General features: G+C 45.5%; 15 protein-coding genes. 5 read left to right on the top strand and 10 right to left on the bottom strand.

Annotated features, from left to right (window positions below; translation table 11 throughout):
• The first annotated feature begins 5 nt into the window (after positions 1-5).
• Positions 6-359 carry a tRNA-binding protein gene (locus EDI28_RS02385; protein WP_128782233.1) on the top strand — a complete coding sequence of 118 codons (354 nt, stop codon included), beginning with the start codon at positions 6-8 and terminating at the stop codon, positions 357-359.
• 118 nt (positions 360-477) lie between these two features.
• Here EDI28_RS02385 and EDI28_RS02380 read toward each other — a convergent pair whose 3' ends face one another.
• Positions 478-3,930 carry a bifunctional diguanylate cyclase/phosphodiesterase gene (locus tag EDI28_RS02380; RefSeq protein ID WP_128782232.1) on the bottom strand — a complete coding sequence of 1,151 codons (3,453 nt, stop codon included), beginning with the start codon at positions 3,928-3,930 and terminating at the stop codon, positions 478-480.
• A 399-nt stretch (positions 3,931-4,329) separates the two neighbouring features.
• Here EDI28_RS02380 and EDI28_RS02375 point away from each other — a divergent pair, with 399 nt between their 5' ends.
• Positions 4,330-6,837 (top strand): bifunctional diguanylate cyclase/phosphodiesterase, encoded by a 2,508-nt coding sequence (locus EDI28_RS02375; protein ID WP_128782231.1) that lies wholly within the window; start codon positions 4,330-4,332, stop codon positions 6,835-6,837.
• A gap of 28 nt (positions 6,838-6,865) precedes the next feature.
• On the opposite strand, the gene EDI28_RS02370 is transcribed toward EDI28_RS02375, so the two are convergent.
• The gene (locus tag EDI28_RS02370) at positions 6,866-7,156 is read right to left on the bottom strand and encodes a putative quinol monooxygenase (protein ID WP_128782230.1); all 291 of its coding nucleotides are present in this window, start codon (positions 7,154-7,156) and stop codon (positions 6,866-6,868) included.
• A 210-nt stretch (positions 7,157-7,366) separates the two neighbouring features.
• Here EDI28_RS02370 and EDI28_RS02365 point away from each other — a divergent pair, with 210 nt between their 5' ends.
• On the top strand, positions 7,367-7,582 hold the full coding sequence (locus tag EDI28_RS02365) for a hypothetical protein (protein ID WP_128782229.1): 216 nt from the start codon (positions 7,367-7,369) through the stop codon (positions 7,580-7,582).
• Between the two features lie 36 nt (positions 7,583-7,618).
• Here the strand turns inward: EDI28_RS02365 and EDI28_RS02360 are convergent, their stop codons facing one another.
• The 5 genes from EDI28_RS02360 to EDI28_RS02340 form a co-directional block, all read right to left on the bottom strand.
• Positions 7,619-8,233, bottom strand: a complete 615-nt coding sequence (locus EDI28_RS02360; protein WP_128782228.1) for a trimeric intracellular cation channel family protein — start codon at positions 8,231-8,233, stop codon at positions 7,619-7,621.
• Between the two features lie 110 nt (positions 8,234-8,343).
• Positions 8,344-9,315, bottom strand: a complete 972-nt coding sequence (locus EDI28_RS02355) for an arginase family protein (protein WP_128782227.1) — start codon at positions 9,313-9,315, stop codon at positions 8,344-8,346.
• A 37-nt stretch (positions 9,316-9,352) separates the two neighbouring features.
• On the bottom strand, positions 9,353-10,084 hold the full coding sequence (locus EDI28_RS02350; RefSeq protein ID WP_128782226.1) for an IclR family transcriptional regulator: 732 nt from the start codon (positions 10,082-10,084) through the stop codon (positions 9,353-9,355).
• Between the two features lie 201 nt (positions 10,085-10,285).
• Positions 10,286-10,900 (bottom strand): DUF3157 family protein, encoded by a 615-nt coding sequence (locus EDI28_RS02345; protein ID WP_128782225.1) that lies wholly within the window; start codon positions 10,898-10,900, stop codon positions 10,286-10,288.
• Between the two features lie 244 nt (positions 10,901-11,144).
• On the bottom strand, positions 11,145-11,672 hold the full coding sequence (locus EDI28_RS02340; RefSeq protein WP_128782224.1) for a DUF2799 domain-containing protein: 528 nt from the start codon (positions 11,670-11,672) through the stop codon (positions 11,145-11,147).
• Positions 11,673-11,783: 111 nt separating this feature from the next.
• On the opposite strand from EDI28_RS02340, the gene EDI28_RS02335 reads away from it, so the two are divergent.
• Positions 11,784-12,317 (top strand): DUF2975 domain-containing protein, encoded by a 534-nt coding sequence (locus EDI28_RS02335; protein ID WP_128782223.1) that lies wholly within the window; start codon positions 11,784-11,786, stop codon positions 12,315-12,317.
• A gap of 9 nt (positions 12,318-12,326) precedes the next feature.
• Complete coding sequence (locus EDI28_RS02330; protein WP_128782222.1) at positions 12,327-12,545, top strand: helix-turn-helix domain-containing protein; 219 nt, start codon at positions 12,327-12,329, stop codon at positions 12,543-12,545.
• A gap of 113 nt (positions 12,546-12,658) precedes the next feature.
• Here the strand turns inward: EDI28_RS02330 and EDI28_RS02325 are convergent, their stop codons facing one another.
• The 3 genes from EDI28_RS02325 to EDI28_RS02315 all read right to left on the bottom strand — a co-directional run bounded on the left by EDI28_RS02325 (position 12,659) and on the right by EDI28_RS02315 (position 19,783).
• Positions 12,659-14,050: a methyl-accepting chemotaxis protein gene (locus EDI28_RS02325; protein ID WP_233353253.1), complete on the bottom strand. Its 1,392-nt coding sequence runs from the start codon at positions 14,048-14,050 to the stop codon at positions 12,659-12,661.
• A gap of 480 nt (positions 14,051-14,530) precedes the next feature.
• A complete protein-coding gene (gene nifJ / locus EDI28_RS02320; protein ID WP_199287357.1) occupies positions 14,531-18,142 on the bottom strand; it encodes a pyruvate:ferredoxin (flavodoxin) oxidoreductase in 3,612 nt (1,203 codons plus the stop codon).
• Positions 18,143-18,151: 9 nt separating this feature from the next.
• Positions 18,152-19,783 (bottom strand): NAD(P)-binding protein, encoded by a 1,632-nt coding sequence (locus tag EDI28_RS02315; RefSeq protein ID WP_128782220.1) that lies wholly within the window; start codon positions 19,781-19,783, stop codon positions 18,152-18,154.
• Positions 19,784-19,833 lie beyond the last annotated feature (50 nt).

The raw sequence follows: 19,833 nt of genomic DNA, 5'->3' as shown, positions 1-19,833 counted from the left end.
ACAATATGAAGCAAGCACCAATTAAAGACTTAATCACTTTCGACGATTTTGAAAAGCTCGATATTCGAGTTGGCACAATTACAGCGGTGTCTGAAGTTAAAAAGTCAGACAAGTTGATGAAACTAACTGTAGATTTTGGTGATCATGTCCGCTCCATTCTTGCAGGTATAAAGCAAGAACGCGAAAACCCATACGAAATTGAAGGCAAACAAGCCCTATTTGTCGTAAATTTACCTGAGCGGAAAATGGCTGGAGAAGTCTCCCAAGGTATGCTGTTTGATATTGGCTATGAAGACAAAATTACCCCTTGCCTCGCCATGCCAGAAACGACAATCCCCAACGGATGCAGAGCGGGATAAATCAGGCTCAATCCCCAGCAGGCAATAGCAGTAACAAGATAATACATTACGCTCGGTATTTTTATTCAGGTAGAGTATTCGGTGCGCTTGATCGAGCAAGGCGCACCCTCACACAGGCTTACAAAGCATATTCCAATTCGAGTTTTTTTTGCGGCATCGGCTTAGCAATATAGAACCCTTGCGAAAAATCACACCCAAGCGCAATCAAGTAGTCCAGCTGTTCCTGGTTTTCCACACCTTCCGCAACCGTTTTAAGCCCGAGTACATCTGCCATTGAAATAATGGCGCTTACCAGTTTGGCCGCCTCGTCTTCACCCGCAATATCACCGATAAAAGAGCGATCAATCTTCAGCGTATCAAATGGAAAACGTCGCAAATAACTCAGAGATGAATAGCCGGTACCAAAGTCATCAATGGCAAGGCGCACTCCCATTGCAGCCAACGCTTCAAGGGTTTTTCGGTTTCCTTCAGGATCATCGAGCAGCACACTTTCAGTAATTTCCAGCTCAAGAGAAGTGGGAGACAACCCTGTATCGGATAACACCTGAGCAATAGTTTGAACAAAGTTAGGCGCTTTTAGCTGATGACCTGAAACGTTAACAGCTACGTATTGTGGCATACCTCCATCAGCTTGCCATTGCTTGGCCTGCAAGCAAGCCGTCTTCAATACCCAGTGGCCAATCTCGACGATAAGCCCCATTGACTCTGCCAGCGGAATAAACTCAACCGGACTAATTTGACCAAGGGTCGGGTTATGCCAACGCAACAGTGCTTCGGCACCGACAACCTCGCAGGTGGTGGTTGTAACCAAAGGCTGATAAAACAGCGTAAATTCATGGCGTTCAAGTGCCCGGCGCAGCTCCGTTTCCAGCTTTAACTGGGTCTGAGTCTGTTCGTTCATCTGCTTGGTATAAAAATAATATTGGTTGCGCCCCGCTTCCTTACTCTTATACATCGCAATATCAGCATTATGTATTAACTGCTCGTAGTTCTCTCCGTCTTCAGGAAACAACGTAATACCAATACTGGCGCTGATCGACACCTCATTCCCACCAAGCAATAAAGGCGATGCACATGCCTCGGTAACTTTCTTTGCCACCTGTTCAACATCGACTATATCTTTTAGACCTGAAAGAATAATAGTAAATTCATCTCCCCCCAGACGGGCAACAGTGTCACTATTATGCACGCAGTCAGATAAACGCCTCGCGACTTCTATCAACAGTCGGTCACCAGCACTGTGACCCAGACTATCGTTCACATTCTTGAACAAATCCAAATCGATAAACAGCAAGGCAACAAGGCTCTGCTCTCTTTGTGCCTCCTCCAACGCTCGATCTAACCGCTCAAAAGCCAGTACGCGGTTCGGCAACCCAGTTAAATTGTCGTAATTTGCCTGATGATAAAGTTGATTTTCATATCGTTTACGTTCCGTCAGATCAGAAATACTGATCACTAATGCAACCTCTTCCTCATGATCGACTTGCCGGAATGAAATTGATGCCCAGAATAGTTCACCGCTCGACTTTTTCATCTGCAGCTCAAAGTCTTCAAGACGTTCCTGACGTCCTATAACCGACAAAAATGAATGGCTCTCATCTAGCCCTTGGAGAAAATCATCAATATTACGACCAACTATAGAGTTCCCCGAATGACTAAATAATTCGTGAGCCTGCTGATTGGCATATAGCAAATTGTTGGTATTTTGACTGAGCATCATCACTGCAGTTGGCGAAGCCTGAGCAATAGCATGAAAGTGTTGCTGGCTCTCGTGCAACGCTTTACTAATTCGCCACTGTTTGTAACTCTCTCTAAATTGCAGCCACATACTCAGGCCAATCCCTCCAGCTAACACAATCGTCAGCATCATAAATAGCTTTGCGTTCTGATTTGGTCCCTGTTCATAGGCGCTTAATCTCAACCACAAGCTGCCAGGAGTCGGCTTAATTGGAACGGTTTTTGATAACCCCGCGACAATTTGCCCATCACTCTTTTGATAAAAAACATCTCCAGCCGTGTTGAGAACTTCTATTTCATAACGAGACCCTAGGATCTGGGTAATTTCACTATCAACCAACTCCTTAATCGAATAAACGCCTCCTAGAGTTCCCAGAAATTGCCCATTCCTGAAAATAGGGACATACAGTTCAAAGGCAGATTTACCCTGTATCACCATAAATGGCTTTGTGTAGGTCGGTTTATGACTTTTATAAGCCAATCTCGATGCACGTTCAGGCTCAGGCAAAGATAGCTTCAGACCAAGTACCTGCTGATTACCTTCTAGTGGGGCGGTATTGCGAATAACAAAATCACTATCAGCCCAAGTCACATTGATGAGTCCTGAATGGTCGTTGACATAGCGAGAAACCCTAGCCTGGAAGGAAGCGACATCAAGCTTACTCTGCGCCAGTTCCTGCGCGATCAGTAACAAATACTCACGATCTGCATCCAACTTTCGCTCAAGGTTATCATTTATTTGACCGATAGAGCGGGTGAGTTGATACTTTTGCACCATATCATCACTTCCCTGAATAAAGCTGTTAAACCCTATTACAACGATAATAATCGCCGTAGATGTCAGCAAGGGCGACAACCATCCAGGAGCGGTGAAGGGGAGCTTTTTAGATAAATCAGGCTGTGATGAAATACGGAGATCATTTTTCTGCTGATGGGCCACATCTACGTGTTGATTCCTTCTTGCCGGAATCAACACAAACCCCACACCAAATAGCAATACTAAAAAAGCGGCCGTTATTGTCTTGAAGATAACAAGCTTGCTTATGTTGCCTTTACTCACCAACGGCTTTGCTGCTATTTCCCAGTAACCATCAGGCATATTTACCTGCTTGATGAGCTCTGATTGTTCAAACAGTTGGGGCGAACCAAAAAAGACCTGTTCCTGGCTATCTCGAATCGCCAACTGGATATTGGCTTCCTCGTCCATCACCCCGGCTTCCTCAAGAATCGGTACTATATCAAGCACCATACTAACCAGGCCCCAATAAGCGCCAGTATCGTAAATTGCTTTCCTGGCGACAAACCCAAGGCCGCCCTGCCGAAGTTCATACGGATCGGAATGAGCAATATCTCTGCTTCCAATCGCCCGCAAGGAAACGTTTCGGACTCCTACTTGAGGGTCATTGATAAGATCATGCCCTAATGCCCTCTTATTGCCAGCCAACGGAAAAACAAAACTGATCACCCCTTCAGGAGCAATGGCAAAATTACGAATCCCTTTTTCCGATGAGCGTAACCCTGACAAAAATATTTCAGCCTGTTCCTCTGACTCAGCGGTAATTCTCTGATAGTGAACAATATCTGCTTCAACAAACGATGCTAGTGCTTGAAGCAATGTCAGACGATTGTCAATGACACCGGAAAGGTTCTGAGCGTACTGACTCATCTCGATACGTGTTTGAATCAAAGACTCATCTTCGAGAAAAGATTCATACCAACGAGCCAACTGCCACCAAGCACCTAGGCACAGCGTAACGACCAGCAAGGATGCCGCATGCCGTCTTAAAATTGCAAGATAGTTTGCGTTTGTTAGAGACGACACCAAGTACATCATATTGGAAATTCTTCTTATTATATGGCTATAAAATACACTCAATCAGTCTCAGTTAATCAATCGGTGCATTAAGAAGAGGGTATTATAAACGGGTAAAAGGTAACCACAAATATGGTACTGCTCACATAGCATACAATCTAAACCATTAAGGTTCAGCACTGTAATTATCACAATAAGCAACCAGTTGTAATTGTTGTTTTTAAAATAATTTAATACTCAGCATTCTGATGCTGATATTGCTTGGATAATTAAAAGCCATTATTAATCCATTGCCAGAAAAAAACAATTCGCACAAAAAAAGGCCAATTGCTTATATTGTCGGCGATTTACATGGGAAAAGAGCAAAAAAGACATATAATTACTCATCCTTTAATTCCCATTTAAGTTGTCTGTACTACTATGGATCGAATCAGTGATGAAAAACTACTACGCCTGATAAAAGTGACCCCGGTAATTATGGTAGTCATATTCACGCTGATCATTAACTTGTCTGTGATCTACGATAATCAGACAAAAGCTAAGCAAAACATTGAATTATTACGTACAGACATCATTGAACGTCAGCGCTCGCTGTCGAAAAATCAGGTTCAACAAGCTGTTAACCAGATTGAATATGAGAAAAGCCACACCATCGATACGCTAAAAAAAACAATTCGGGATCGCACGAATGAAGCCCACACGATTGCCTCTTCAATTTATCAACAAAACATTGATAAACCCAAAAGTCAGATTTCTAAACTAATAACAGATGCACTGCGCAATATCCGTTTTAATGATGGCCGCGGGTACTTCTTCATTTATCAAATGGACGGTACCAACGTCATGCTCCCAGTCCTTCCTAAAAATGAAAACAGCTCGATGTGGAACTTCACGGATAGCCGTGGAAAATATGCAGTAAGAGAAATGCTCAGCATTGTTGATAAGAAAGAAGAAGGGTTTCACCGTTGGTGGTTTGTAAAGAACGGGAGCGACAGTGAAGAATTTGAAAAAATAGGCTTTGGTAAATATTTCAAGCCACTCGGCTGGTTGATTGGTACCGGTGATTACATCATCGACGTTGAGCATGACATTCAAGAAAAGTTACTCGAACAACTAACCAACATCCGTTATGGCGATAATGGCTTCTTCATTATTCTGGACCAGAGTGGAACATTGCTAGCCCATGCTACACCTGAATATGTAGGGAAAAACCATCTTCTTGCGCAAGACAGCATGGGCAATTACTTTGTTAAGGCAATGCTCGATGCCGGTAAAAGCGGTGGAGACTATGTCCAATACCTTGGTCCCGAAACACCTTACACCAAAGGAGGAACTGAAAAGGTAAGTTATGTCATGAATGTTCCGGGTTGGAACTGGACTGTCGGCACCGGTTGGTATGTCAACGAACTGAACGACTACATTGGCCAGCGTCAATCCCAACTGGCTAAGCAAAATAAACAGGAATTAGTCAAAATTACATTGCTGAGCCTGTCATTGACTATATTTGCTCTTTTCCTTTCGGTTTTCTTGAGTAAAGTTATTGCCCGACGTTTCAAGACTTTCCAGGAAAAAATAAACAGTGATTTTTGTGAGCTGCAGGCCACTAAAAACCAAATGCAATACATGGCTCTGCACGATTCTCTCACCGCGTTGCCTAACCGTGTTCTCCTCCACGACAATATCAGCAAAGGAATTGAACGAGCCAAGCTAAACAACAAACAGCTAGCAGTAATGTTTATTGATTTAGATGATTTCAAAAAAGTGAACGACTTACATGGCCATACCGTCGGTGATCAGCTTCTAAGTGCTATCAGTCATGAGTTTATAAAAATTGTTGGACCAGGCGATACGGTCTCCCGTTTTGGGGGAGATGAGTTTGTTTTTTGCTTCCAAGAGCTAGACAGTGAACACTGCGCCCGAGCAAAGGTCGAGCAGATTAAGCAGGTTTTTACCAAGCAGTTTTTTATTGACGGTAAATGGATTTTCTCCAGCAGTAGTATAGGCGTGGCTATGTATCCTGCAGACGGCCAAGAACCCGAAGAACTGATAAGCAAGGCCGATATTGTACTGTATAAATCAAAGGCTCGTCATAAAGGTGATGTACTGTTCTTCGATGACAGTATCAACGCACGTGTCCTTTATGATTTCACTCTGGAAGAACAGTTAAGGCTGGCACTAGAAAACAATGAGCTGTCTGTCGTATACCAGCCACAAATTGATGTATTGTCGGGACGAATTCACGGAATAGAAGCACTTTGTCGTTGGCACAATAAAGAACTCAGCCATGTCTCGCCTATCGACTTTATCGCCGTTGCCGAGAATATCGGCATGATCCACGACATTGGTTGGTTCGTGATCAAGCAGGCCTGCTCGGATTTCAAAACACTAACGGCATCAGTACCACTGCCGATCTCATTGTCTATTAACCTCTCACCAAAACAACTACTGCAAACAAACTTTGCTGAGAACATTACGAATGAAATACGCTCAAGCGGCATTGATACTCATAATGTTACGCTGGAAATTACCGAAAATGTGCTAATCAGTGACATCATCGGCGTTTCACCGATCCTCGAGGAGCTAAGAAAACGTGGGTTTAAACTTTCCCTTGATGACTTCGGCACCGGATATTCTTCACTGAGCTACCTGAGCAACTTGCCAATCAACGAAATCAAAATTGACCGTTCGTTTATCGATAAGCTTCTCACCAGTCGTGAAAGTGAATCTCTGGTCAAAGCCATCATTGCCATCGGCCAATCATGCAATATGCAGATTGTCGCCGAAGGCGTCGAAACCCAGGAGCAGTACAAACGTCTTAGCCAATATCACTGCGATATCGTGCAAGGGTACTATTTTGATAAGCCACTCTCGATAAATGAATTATCGCAAAAATATATGGCTATCGATAAGACCAGTGCCCAGCCTTGATACTAATAAACCAATATCACTACTTTAACTAGGCTATTTGGCTCATTTCATTTAAGGTGAAATTAGCTACTGCGCCATCTGTTGCTTCCATATAAGCTTTCAGGTGGTCATTATTCATATGCGTCTGCCAAAGTTCACGGCTTTCCCAATTTTCATAAAAAACAAACTCTGCAGGATTACTGTTATCTTGGTGCAAATCATACTGAATACATCCTGCCTCTTTACGTGTCGGCGCGATGAGTTTAAGCAACTCAGCTTTAACCAGTTCAACCTTATCTGACTTTGCTTCAACCTTGGCAACGATCGTTAATGTGCTCATTCTGTTTTTATCCTTCTGTTCAAATGCTTGTATCTGATAACTGAATTATTGCGGATCTTGAGCTTGATAAAAACAGACTAAAGGATCAAACACTTTCAAACGATTTTTGATAATACTTCTTACGGACTGAAAACTGATTGTCACATTTCCCCCATACAATGCATCCCGACTCGAAATCAGAACAACCAATCAAAAACAAGAGCATAGGTAATGAACAGTACAACTACCGAAATACTAAAAGATGCAATTAGCGCAATCTACTCAACATTTCCGAACCTCAGCTACAAGCCACGCCCAGACGATGTAAAGTTACTTGCTGCGTATATGAAAAGCAGAGACAGTGACTACCCTAGAAGCCTTGATCTGTTACTTACGGTCAATAACCGGGAAATTGAACTGGAGCTGTTGAAATATAGACGCCATTAGTACAAACATCATTAATAGAAGCGTCATGAATATACGCTACTTCAAAATAAGAAAGTCAGGATATCGGATTTTCTTTGCAACCACATACAACCGCAGACTAACAGAGAATGTTATCGACAACATAGCAGCTAGGTGGTCCCAAACCTCCATATTATAGAGCAATACATATAAGCTACTTCCCAAGATCACGGGTGTGGCATAGATCTCGGTATTATTAAACATATTTGAACGGTGAGCCAAAATGTCTCGGAGTACGCCGCCAAATACCGCGGTGACCATTCCCATACTAATAGCAACATAAGCAGCAAAACCTGCTGAATATAGCTTTTCCGTTACCAAAATAGAAAACAGCGAGACCCCAATAGTGTCAAATAATGTCACCATCTTCTCTACTTTTGACTTCCTGATCTCGGTTATTAGAAAGAAGGCCAAACAAGAACTCAACAGTGCAACCCAGAAGTACGTCGGATCACGAATCCAGAACACCTGCTCGGTATTAATTATCAGGTCTCGAAGCGTACCTCCGCCAAGGGCTGTTACCCACCCAAGTAACAAAATACTGATAATGTCTTTGCCTCTGTTCGACTCAACCAATACCCCACTGAACGCAAAAGCGACAATACACACCATCTCTAAGACATACGTAAACACAACCACTTCCATGTTAGCCTTCATTGTTCCAATTTACGCCTCAGCCATTGGCTTGGCAAACAGTAACCATGATAGCCAGCAAAATTTGCATTCTTCGTGATAAACGAGTTCTAACCATACTTCAGGGTATGCTGAATTAATCTTGCAGCCAAACGCGCAGTCTGGTTCTGATAATCATACTCAGTATTAAGCTCGGCAATATCCATGATCCGAACTTTCCCACTAGAAAGAATCTGCTTTAATACCATTTCGACAACAGAAACACTTACCCCAAATGTCCGTGACATATTCACACCTTCCGCAACCGCTGAGGGAAATACGGCCAAATCCAAACTTAAGTGAACATGATCCACACTCATCAGGAACTCTTCAATAGTGCTCTGTATATGTTTGCGGTTTTTCATTTTCATTTGGCTGTCAAGCAGCCACTTTGCTTTTAGCTCACACGCATAGGCAAACGTTGCCTGACTATTTATATGATCACAAATTCCCAGCCCTAAATATTGGAAGTCACGGTTATGCTCTTGGCAAAAAGAGGCTATCGTATGAAAGGCAGATCCCGGCGTCACAGAAAGACTTCGTTTCAACTCGAAGCTGGCATCGAAGTTTATGATCCCAATCCTATTCGCACTCGTATTGGGAATTTGAGCTAATCCTTCTTCCGTCCAGTCGTTGGCAGCCTGATTAACGGTATCAGACAACGCCTTATAACTTCCGATTGCCACTTCATGACCACCGCCCACCATAATTGGAAGATGACCATGCTGAAGAATAGCTCGCAATTTTTGATACTGAGTCGAGAGCATGGTTGTAAAGCTCTCACCATTTACATCTTCGACAATGCCGGCATCATAGAGAGGTAAATTTGATGCTAATGACATTGATGTCATCATTTTCCGAATACTGTACGGCCCCTCTTTTGAACCTGTTAGACCATCGCTATTTTTCACATTGAGATCGCTTGTCAAACCAAGCAGAACAGCCCCTCGCTTACGTTGATTGGCATACGGCTCAATCACAGAAGTGGACTTTGGGATCATCCGCGGTGAGGAAAATGAAAACCAACGTCTAATATCCATCATGTTTAAGTCTCCGGTCTAAGCTTACTGTCTGTCTTTGCTATTCGGGTGGTAGCACCCTAGCCGCTTGTAATACGGCAAAAATTATTTTGTTTTTACTTTTTAGTACACGATCTTCCGGTGCCATAATACTGACGGCACCTACCAGTTTGTTACCGGAAAATACTGGGGAACTAACTCCCGACACACCCGGATCAAATTCCGAAGTACTGATGGCATAGCCATCACGTTTAATCAGAGCCAATTCTTTCAACCAGCTTTCCAGCATCTCGCCTTCACTGATTCCGAAATGATGCAGTGTCGCCATTACCCTTTGTGTCGGCAAATGTGCCAAGATCACCTTCGACGATGCACCGCAGATCAATGGCTGGCTCTGCCCTTCTTCATAGGCGCAGCGTAAAGCATGTGGGCTATCTATCCTCGCTGTACACAAGGCTCTAAAGCCAACAGGAACCAGGTACGCAGCCATTTCACCCGTTTGTTGCTGCAATCGCTTCAGTACATGGTGAACACCACTCGACAGTGGCGAGAACATCTGGAAGTTTCTGAGAAGCTGCAGTGCCGCAGGACCAATGCTGTAACAACTGTGCCTTGGACTCTCTTCTATCAAATTCCAGTTTCTCAAAATCACCAAATAACGATATACACTGCTTGTCGGCATACCTGTCTGTTCACTAAGCAATTGAGCTGTCACCGGCTCGACTGACGAGGCGATATGCATCAGTACTTGTAACATTTTCTCATTAGAATTTAATTTGTATTTACATGTCATTGGTAACTTCTCCTGACCATGCTATTAACGCTCAGTAATTATTCACCCTCAATGGCAATTATTACAATGTGATAATCAAAGTAATTTAATTACCACCAGTTCTTACAATGTGAGAATCACAGCCACAAAAAAGAGCACCGAAGTGCTCTCTATTTATTCCCCGGCCTTAGCCAGCATCATGCGCTATGTGTGCCGCCTCAATTACCAGTGTTCAACGTCCACAATTTCAGTTTTGATAAAGTACTCTTTGGCTTCAGGCACCTTAATCACTATAGGCTTACCCACCTGTTGAGTTTTAGGGCGAAAATAAGTCTCTGCCATACGTTTTACCGAAGTCCAGACTTTATCTTGCTGGCTGGCAAGCTCACGGCCTTGCGAGTTATAAATCGTGACTTTCAGCGCCACCAGAACAACCGACTCCGTACTCTGGTTCGTCAACGAGGTCGGGATCACCAACTCACCGTTATTATAAGTGGCAGGCCGCAGCAACACATCGACACCTGAGCGGCTTAGTTGCTGTATATTTTTGTGATCACCCAACGTAAAGGAGACACCTTGAGCTGCAGTCACTACCGGAACAGCTGCCATTACTGCCGGCGCAGCAGTGGCATTCAAACCCTGTTTAGTCTCTACCTTCGGCTGTGCAGCGACCGAATGTTCTCTTTGCTCAACGGGGACAACATATTGCCAGGTAAAATCATCATGCAAGACAACCTGACGGCCATCTTCCAACGTCGCCACCTGCGGAGCTGCCCATGCGCTTCCGGCAATCGCTAACCCTACCAATACCACGCCGATCCGATTCAGTGTTCCCATACTTCGATCCTTACTACCTGAAATGTGGAATACCAACCAGTATAGCCACAACAGTACGCCGCTAGCGCACTGGAATTATTCATGTTTATCAAAGCCCAACAGCCTAACATAAAAAAGGGCCAGACGGCCCTTGAGTTTATATCCACTCATAATAAACATGAGTCTCAAAATTAGGGCCGTAGCCAAGAACAAGTGTTACTTTTTCATTACGAGATAGTTGGTGCCCCTATCAGCTATGCCCGCCTCAAAAGGTGAAGTGATACTGTATGGTTGGCACCATCAATGAACGCCTTTCAGCTCGAAGTGCGGCATCGCGTCGTCTTAGGCGTTTAGCTTCATCACTGTTGTTATTTGCATGTTTTTCCAAGCGTTTTAACTCACGATCTATCGAAACCAGTTCGTTATCAATCTTCATGATACGCTTCTCAACCCTATACTCTCTTTGCCCCTGGTTGTACTGTTCTATAAATACAGGGCTATCACAAACACCGTAATATGCTCGCCCTGAGCGACCAATCCGATAACCATTATCTGGCACACAGTAATATGATAACCCTAGGTCATAACCCGCATACCATGCTGGTTGATCAACTCTTACCCCTGCCTCTTTGCAATCTTCCGAATAGTCATTGACTCGGGAAGCAGGAACGCCATTTTGGCCATCTATCGTACCGACAGCCTGCCAATCTGCCGTTTTGCATTCCTCAACGGACATGCTTGAACAGCCGGCCATTTGAGCGATAACAAGAATAGATAGAGCGAGTTTTCGCATGTAAACCTCATTGTCAAATAATAATAACTTACCGTAAAACGATAATTTATTATTGCCAATCAAAGTCACACATGTCAATCTATTAACTGAAACTTATTTGGAGAATGAATAATGCAAGACCAACACGCCATCCAGAAGCTAAGCAAACGACTACTCATTTTGCTTTGGATCATATTAATCGCAGCACCGCTATATGATTCCTTTATGTGGATTTATGGCACTATGGTCGAGTCGGGAGACGCTGTCAGCATCTCATTCGCTTACCCCGTAAGCTTGCCGCTGACACCAGCGAAAATGCTGATGGGCTATCCTTTTGCCCTGTTTCCAACGGTGGCTTACATGGCTATTATCTGGCAACTTATTCAGCTTTTCCGGCTTTATCGTGTCGGTAAGGTATTTACCCTGAGCAATGTGTCATGTTTAAAAAAGACCGCCAATTTAATGATTGCCTTACCTTTAATTGGTGCAGTTTCTGACCTGTTATTAGGTGCAGTATTGTCCATTGGTGAGGAAGTATTGAATACCGGCCTCTATTTTTCAGACAATGAGTTGACAATTTTTATCATTGGTATCATGGTTCGTGCTATTTCCCATGCCATGGCGCTTGCCAAGGACATGAAAGAAGAACATGAATTAACAATATAAGGTTATTTTGTGCCAATTATCATTAATTTAGATGTGATGCTGGCTAAGCGTAAAATGCGCTCAAATGAACTTGCAGCAAAGATAGGCATTACAGAGCAGAACCTGTCTGTACTTAAAAATGGCAGGGCCAAGGCACTTCGCCTGACAACGCTAGATGCCATTTGCAAACACCTGCAATGCCAACCAGGCGATATCCTCGAGTTCGTTGACGGAGAAGAGGAAGCTTGATGATAATCAAGCCATGATTACTGTACTTGATCACTGCCAGAATTAAATACAACAAAGGGCCTTACGGCCCTTTGAACTTATAGTAATCAAGAAAAACGTAAGTGGCGGCAGCGTTAGCGAAGTTCGAAGAAACGAACTTGCTCCTGGACATGCTGACTGACTTGATTCATTTCATTACTGCTGGCTACGGTTTCAGAGGATATCTGCGCAGCTTTGGTCGATAACTCTTGAACCACATGCATATTGGTACTGATTTCTGCCGCCACTGAGCTCTGCTCTTCTGCGGCAGTGGCAATTTGTTGTGTCTGAAGATTGACCTGCTGGATCATGGCCAGAATGTCTTCAATCATCTGATTGCTGGTGACCACCCGGCCTTCTGCCGATGTCGCAATCTCGGTACTAGCAGCCATCATCTGAACAGCATGGTCACACGCTGAACTTAACTGCGCCAACATCGTTTCGATTTCATTCACCGACGACTGCGAGCGTTGTGCCAATCCTCTGACTTCATCAGCAACCACGGCAAAACCGCGTCCCTGCTCACCAGCCCTTGCGGCTTCGATAGCGGCATTCAATGCCAATAAGTTTGTCTGCTCAGATATGCCGCGGATAACATCGAGAATACTCTCAATTTTGCTCGATTCGTCTCGCAGCTGCCCCACTACTCCAGATGTTTTATCCAGATTTTGCACCAGCTCGATAACCGCATCTTTCGTTTCATTCGACGATTCGATCCCTTTATGGGCCAGCGTTGTCATCGTCTCTGAAGTGTGCGCCGTTTCAGATATATTCGTCGCAATATCCTTGCTGGTTATTGTCAGCTCTTCAATTGCCGTTACGGCCTGCACAGTATTATCAGAAACCTCTGTCGATGCACTTTGTATATTACTATTAGCATCAAGCAATGCCTGGCTGTTATGCGTCACAATCGTTGTAGACTGACTAATAGCGGCTAGGGTTTTGTTCAGATTGAGAATCGTGGCATTCAATGCATTGCTGAGCAAAGCCACTTCATCACTACCATCAACATCACACTGTGTCGTTAGCTTGCCTTTAGACAGATCAACCGCAGCATCTTTTACGCGATTTAGATTACGGATCAAATCGTTTGAAAACAGCACAGCAATCATTACCGCTACCAGTAATGCCACCACAATCGACACATAAAACATTAAATCAGCATTACTAATTGCCTCACTCGCCTCTAAATAAGACTCATCAGCATTATCCTTATTCAACTGAGTGAGTAATTCAAACTGCTTTTCAAGATCGGTATAAGAATCACGGAAAGCAGCAAATACGGGATAAGGGGCTTTATTGTTATCACTAACCTGCATTGCCTTAATGAATATCTGTGATTTGTCTTGAAACGTATTAATCAAATTTTCAAGCTTATCTATCTGTGCCATATCACCAGAAAATTCATTCTTTAGCTGTTTTATCAATAGCGGAGTTTGGCTGATTGACGAGTTAACTCCCGTAACGTAACCATCAACCTGTTTCATCAGTCCTAACAAATAAGATATCTGTAATCCCCTGATATTTAACATGATATCAGTCTGGACACTTTTAACGTTTTCAAAGGATATCGTGACAGAAAAGGTATGGTTATAAAACTGGTTAAAGTTTTCGGCAACTTTATTATTTGCCGACTTAATAAAAAATGAAGAAAAAACAAAAATAGATGAAATTAATAGAACAAGAAATAATAACTTAGTTTTAATCGAAAGCCTGTTTAACTTCATATTCTCAAATCTCTTTCTAATAATTAATGATTTAACTGGCTTTGCACAGTTAGCGTCATAAAAAACAACAAACTAACAACAAGCCCATTCAAAATGATTATGTTATTAGCGTATAGCGCAAGTGAGAATAATACCTCTCAGTTCATCACCTCGCAATTACGGAGCGTGACCTTCAGCCCGAAAGACAAATATAAAAAAGGGCCAGACGGCCCTTTTAAGATTTATGGAGTCCAATCACCACTAATGGCTATCTAGTTCCACGTGCGGTGCAACCGAACCCTGTCGACGAGTTGCTAACTCTTCATAGAGATCCCACTTACGCTTGGCGACCTGCTGAGCACGTGCGGTAATATCTGCCGCCGCCTCAGGGTTGCTGCGACGCAGGATCTGGTAGCGCGCTTCATTATACCGGTATTCCTCAAGCGGGATCGTCGGCCGCAGTGTATCGAGCGAGAACGGATTCTCACCGACATCACGCAGCGCCGGATTGTAGCGGAATAGCGGCCAATGACCGGATTTCACTGCCAATTGCTGTTGATGCAGGCCATCTTCCATGTTGATGCCATGCGCAATACAGTGGCTGTAGGCGATGATAATTGATGGGCCTTTGTAAGCTTCTGCTTCTCGCATTGCTAGCAAAACCTGCTGCGGATCAGCACCGAGAGCGACCCGGGCAACATACACGTTGTTGTAGGATATTGCCTGCATCGCAACATCTTTCTTGGTCGCCTGCTTACCGGCCGCGGCAAACTTAGCGACTGCCCCGAGCGGCGTAGATTTCGACATCTGGCCACCGGTATTGGAGTACACTTCGGTATCCATCACCAGCACATTGACATCAGCTCCGCTGGCAAGTACATGATCAAGACCACTCGAGCCAATATCATAGGCCCAGCCGTCACCACCGACAATCCAGATAGAACGACGGATCAGTTGATCGGCAACCGACATCAGATTAAGTGCAGACTCTGTCCCAATAGGCTCCAACTGCGCCTTCAGGCTATCTACCCGCTTAATTTGGGCCTGAATATCCGTTTCGGTAAGCTGCTCTGCATGCAGCAATTGATCAACCAGCAAAGGTTCCAGCTGTTCACGATTTTCCACCAGTAGCTGTTCGGCCATCTCGTGCTGTTTAACCGCAGCAAGACGGAAGCCAAAACCAAACTCGGCGTTATCTTCAAACAAAGAGTTCGCCCAGGCAGGTCCCCGACCTTCGGCATTTTTCGACCAAGGCGTCGTCGGCAAGTTACCACCATAGATTGAGGAACACCCTGTTGCATTGGCTATCATCAGACGATCACCAAACAACTGCGACATCAGCTTGAGGTAAGGAGTCTCGCCACATCCGGAACAGGCACCCGAGAATTCAAACAATGGCTGCAGGAACTGAGCCCCACGTACATTGGAAAAATCTACGCGAGCGCGATCGTTATATGGAATGGTTTCAAAGAAATCGAGGTTCTTCTTCTCTTGCTCCATATAAGGTGCCTTGAGCTCCATATTGATAGCCTTGCGCTCCGGCTGATCATCCGTCGCCTCTTGCACGACCATTGGACAGGCATCAACACACAAGCTACATCCGGTACAATCTTCCACATACACCTGTAGTGTATAGCGAGTATCCGGGAAGCCACGGGCGGTAATACCCGCAGACTTAAAGTCTTCCGGAGCGTCATCAAGTTTTGACTTGTCGTAGAACTTAGCCCGAATCGCCGCATGCGGGCAAACAATGCTGCAGTTACCGCATTGAATACAGTCTTGTTGCTCCCAGACAGGGATCTTCTGGGCTATGTTCCGTTTCTCCCACTGGGTTGTGCCCGATGGATAAGTACCATCAACCGGTAGCATCGACACAGGGATCAAGTCGCCCTTGCCTGCCATCATCTGCGCGGTCACTTTCTGAACAAACTCCGGCGCTTGCTCCGATACTACGGGCTTGTTTTGCTCGCTCGCGGTCACAGTGTTTGGCACATCAACCTGATACAGGTGAGCCAAGGTATGATCGACAGCAGCAAAGTTTTTCTGTACGACTTCCGGCCCCTTGCGGGCATAAGTTTTCTCGATAGCCTTTTTGATTTTGGCGATGGCGAGATCTTTTTCCAACACTCCGGAAAGAGCAAAGAAACAAGTCTGCATGATGGTATTGATACGGTTGCCCATGCCTGTATCACGCGCAACTTTGTAAGCGTCGATGATATGGAGCTGCATGTTGCGATCAATCAACTGCTGCTGCATACGGGCAGGCAAGCTATCCCAGACTTTATCGGCCGGTACGGTCGTATTGAGCAAGAAAGTGGCATTATCGGCCGCTTTCGCTAGCATATCCGTACTTTCGACAAATGTTGCCTGGTGACAAGCAACAAAGTTTGCCGACTGAATAAGATAAGGGCTATTGACCGGATGATGACCAAACCTCAGGTGCGATTCAGTTTGCGACCCTGATTTTTTCGAATCATAGACAAAGTAACCCTGTGCGAAATAATCTGGGTCACCTCCGATGATCTTGATGGTATTTTTATTCGCCCCAACTGTACCGTCAGCGCCCAGGCCATAGAACATCGCCCGGACAACATCTGTCGATTCGATGTCAAATGTTGTATCCACATCTAGGTGCGAATGGCTAACATCATCGATAATACCAACAGTAAAGTGGTGCTTTGGCTGAGCCAGCTCGAGATTGTCGAATACCGCCTTGACCATTGCCGGCGTAAATTCTTTGCTCGACAGGCCGTAACGTCCGGCAATCAGGCGTGGCATCTTCTCGAAGTGATCCTGATTGTCCATCAACGCCGTCAAGACATCCTGATACAGCGGATCAGCATTGGCACCCGGCTCTTTGGTTCGATCCAGTATTGTGATCTTCTGGGTTGTTAATGGTAACGCTTCAAGCAGATGCTTGGCCGATAACGGCCGATACAAACGTACCTGTAACACACCAACTTTCTTGCCTTGTGCCACTAAGTGATCAACGGTCTCTTTCACCGTTTCTACACCCGAACCCATGGCGATGACTACATGCTCCGCATCCGGCGCACCAAAGAACTCCATCAGCTTGTAGCGGCGGCCGGTAAGCTCACCCAGCTTGTCCATGCAAGCCTCTACAATCGCAGGTGTCTTGGCATAATAAGGGTTAACGGTCTCCCGCCCTTGGAAATAGACATCTGGGTTCTGCGCCGTACCGCGAATAAACGGTGAATCCGGACTTAGGCCCCGCTCACGGTGTGCCCGTACCAGTTCGTCGGAAATCATGGCTCGAATATCGGCGTCAGGGATCAAATTGATCTTGTTAACCTCATGCGAGGTTCTGAAACCATCGAAGAAATGGATGAAGGGGATCCTTGCATCCAAGGTAGCCGCATGGGCCACCAGCGCCATATCGTGGGCTTCCTGTACTGACGAGGATGCCAATAGCGCAAAACCAGTACCACGAGCGGCCATAATATCTTGGTGATCACCAAAGATAGACAGGCCCTGTGCAGCCAGCGAGCGAGCCGCAACATGAAACACTGCCGAGGTAAGCTCACCGGCAATCTTATACATGTTAGGCAACATCAACATCAGCCCTTGCGAGGCAGTAAATGTCGTTGTCAGTGCGCCACTTTGCAAGGCTCCGTGCACCGTTCCAGCAGCGCCGCCTTCACTTTGCATTTCTGCAATCAGCGGGATATTGCCCCAGATATTACGTTGGTCTTCTGCAGCCCACTGATCGGCAAATTCCGCCATTGTCGATGACGGCGTAATTGGGTAAATCGCACACACTTCACTCACACGATAGGCAACGTGCGCCGCGGCTTCATTTCCGTCGCAAGTATGCATGACGGGCTCAGACGAAAGAATCGTTTTTTCAGTCATGATCAACTCCTACTCCATTTCTGCCGCGACCATTTCGATCGCATGACAAGGACACTGCGAATAACACGCTTCACATCCGGTACACTTGTCGTAATCCACCTTATAGCCCTTGCCCTCTCCGAGGCGGGTAATCGCCCCATGCGGACAGGCCGCAAAGCACCCGTTACATTCGAAACAATTGCCGCAAGAGTAACAACGCTGAGCCTCGAACAAGGCTTCCTGTTCTGTCAGCCCTCCGACAACCTCATCAAATGATGTAGCCCGCTTGATCACAGGGATCGCAGGCTGTTCGCTTTGCTCGGCGTCGGTTTTGTACCACAGGTGCAGCTTGTCGAACCGGATCAACGGTTGTTTGGACACTTTGCAGAAAATACGCTTGTTGAGGAATGCATCGATGTGAGCAGCGGCTTTTTTACCGTGCCCGACAGCAATAGTTACGGTACGATCACATGGCACCATATCACCACCGGCAAACAACCCCTGATAGCCAGTCATCATCTGCTCGTTGACCATAACGGTACCATCCCACTTGTGTTCAACACCCGGGATATTTTCAGTGATCTTGGTATCGATATTCTGGCCCAGCGCCAGAATAAGCGAGTCAGATTCTACGGACTCAAACACACCAGTTGGCTGAGGTCGGCCACTGTCGTCTATTTCCATCTTTTCAAGGGTAAAGGTCGTACCATCGATCTGATTGATAGTTCGCTGCCAGTGGAAAGTCACGCCTTCTTCCATCGCCTCGACACATTCGAAATCATGAGCTGGCATATGGGCGCGGTCGCGACGGTAAATTACCATCACATCAGCTCCCATTCGGCGAGCAGTACGTGCAGCATCCATCGCAGTGTTACCACCACCGTACACAGCAACTCGCTGACCGAGCTTAGGTGCAGTGTTCATTTCAATCGCCCGTAAATAGGACACCGCATCGATCACCTTGCCGGGATCATCATTCGGAATATCGACACCACGGCCAACATGGGCACCGATAGCAAGGAAGACAGCATCAAACTGGCCTTTCACTTTTTCAGCAAGTAGATCTTCAACCTTATGGTTGAGGACAATTTTGATACCCATAGCTTCGATGCGGGCAATTTCATTTTCAAGAATATCGCGTGGCAAACGGTAAGCAGGGATACCAAAATGCATCATGCCGCCCGCCATCGGAGCCGCATCACGAATTTCAACATCGTGGCCCTTGCGCTTGAGGTGATAAGCCGTCGCGAGACCGCTCGGACCAGCGCCAACAATCAATATCCGCTTGCCTGTAGATTCGGCTTCAAACCGAACTGGCCATTTTTTCTCTAGCGCCTGGTCTCCCAAGAAACGCTCGACCGCGTGAATGCTAACCGCCTGGTCGACGTTGGTACGGTTACAGGCCGATTCACAGGGATGGTAACAAACCCGACCATGGATCGCTGGCATCGGGTTGTTCTTGATAAGTGCCTGGAAAGCTTCTTCGTATTGCTCGGACTGAGCCAATGACAACCATTCCTGAATATTGCTGCCCGTCGGGCAGGCATGATTACAAGGCGGGAGGGAGTTGGAATAGATGGGAAACTTGGTTCGAACCGGTCCAGAACCTTTTTTCAGAGAAAGGTCTGGCGGCAGTGTCATATCCTTAGGACAATTGCTCATAATGTTCTACCTTGTTGTCGGTAAAATGATGAAACGTACCCTTATGGCGC

Source organism: Photobacterium chitinilyticum (genome assembly GCF_004104355.1).
GTDB classification, from domain to species: Bacteria; Pseudomonadota; Gammaproteobacteria; order Enterobacterales; family Vibrionaceae; genus Photobacterium; species Photobacterium chitinilyticum.
The sequence above is the reverse complement of the archived record's forward strand: the minus strand, read 5'-3'. Positions and strand labels throughout refer to the sequence as shown.

Bases quoted from the DNA above. Each gene is read 5' to 3' on its own strand.
- EDI28_RS02385 (WP_128782233.1), top strand. From the start codon at position 6: ATGAAGCAAGCACCAATTAAAGACTTAATCACTTTCGACGATTTTGAA.
- EDI28_RS02380 (WP_128782232.1), bottom strand. From the start codon at position 3,930: ATGATGTACTTGGTGTCGTCTCTAACAAACGCAAACTATCTTGCAATT.
- EDI28_RS02375 (WP_128782231.1), top strand. From the start codon at position 4,330: ATGGATCGAATCAGTGATGAAAAACTACTACGCCTGATAAAAGTGACC.
- EDI28_RS02370 (WP_128782230.1), bottom strand. From the start codon at position 7,156: ATGAGCACATTAACGATCGTTGCCAAGGTTGAAGCAAAGTCAGATAAG.
- EDI28_RS02365 (WP_128782229.1), top strand. From the start codon at position 7,367: ATGAACAGTACAACTACCGAAATACTAAAAGATGCAATTAGCGCAATC.
- EDI28_RS02355 (WP_128782227.1), bottom strand. From the start codon at position 9,315: ATGATGGATATTAGACGTTGGTTTTCATTTTCCTCACCGCGGATGATC.
- EDI28_RS02350 (WP_128782226.1), bottom strand. From the start codon at position 10,084: ATGACATGTAAATACAAATTAAATTCTAATGAGAAAATGTTACAAGTA.
- EDI28_RS02345 (WP_128782225.1), bottom strand. From the start codon at position 10,900: ATGGGAACACTGAATCGGATCGGCGTGGTATTGGTAGGGTTAGCGATT.
- EDI28_RS02340 (WP_128782224.1), bottom strand. From the start codon at position 11,672: ATGCGAAAACTCGCTCTATCTATTCTTGTTATCGCTCAAATGGCCGGC.
- EDI28_RS02335 (WP_128782223.1), top strand. From the start codon at position 11,784: ATGCAAGACCAACACGCCATCCAGAAGCTAAGCAAACGACTACTCATT.
- EDI28_RS02325 (WP_233353253.1), bottom strand. From the start codon at position 14,050: ATGAAACAGGTTGATGGTTACGTTACGGGAGTTAACTCGTCAATCAGC.
- nifJ (WP_199287357.1), bottom strand. From the start codon at position 18,142: ATGACTGAAAAAACGATTCTTTCGTCTGAGCCCGTCATGCATACTTGC.
- EDI28_RS02315 (WP_128782220.1), bottom strand. From the start codon at position 19,783: ATGAGCAATTGTCCTAAGGATATGACACTGCCGCCAGACCTTTCTCTG.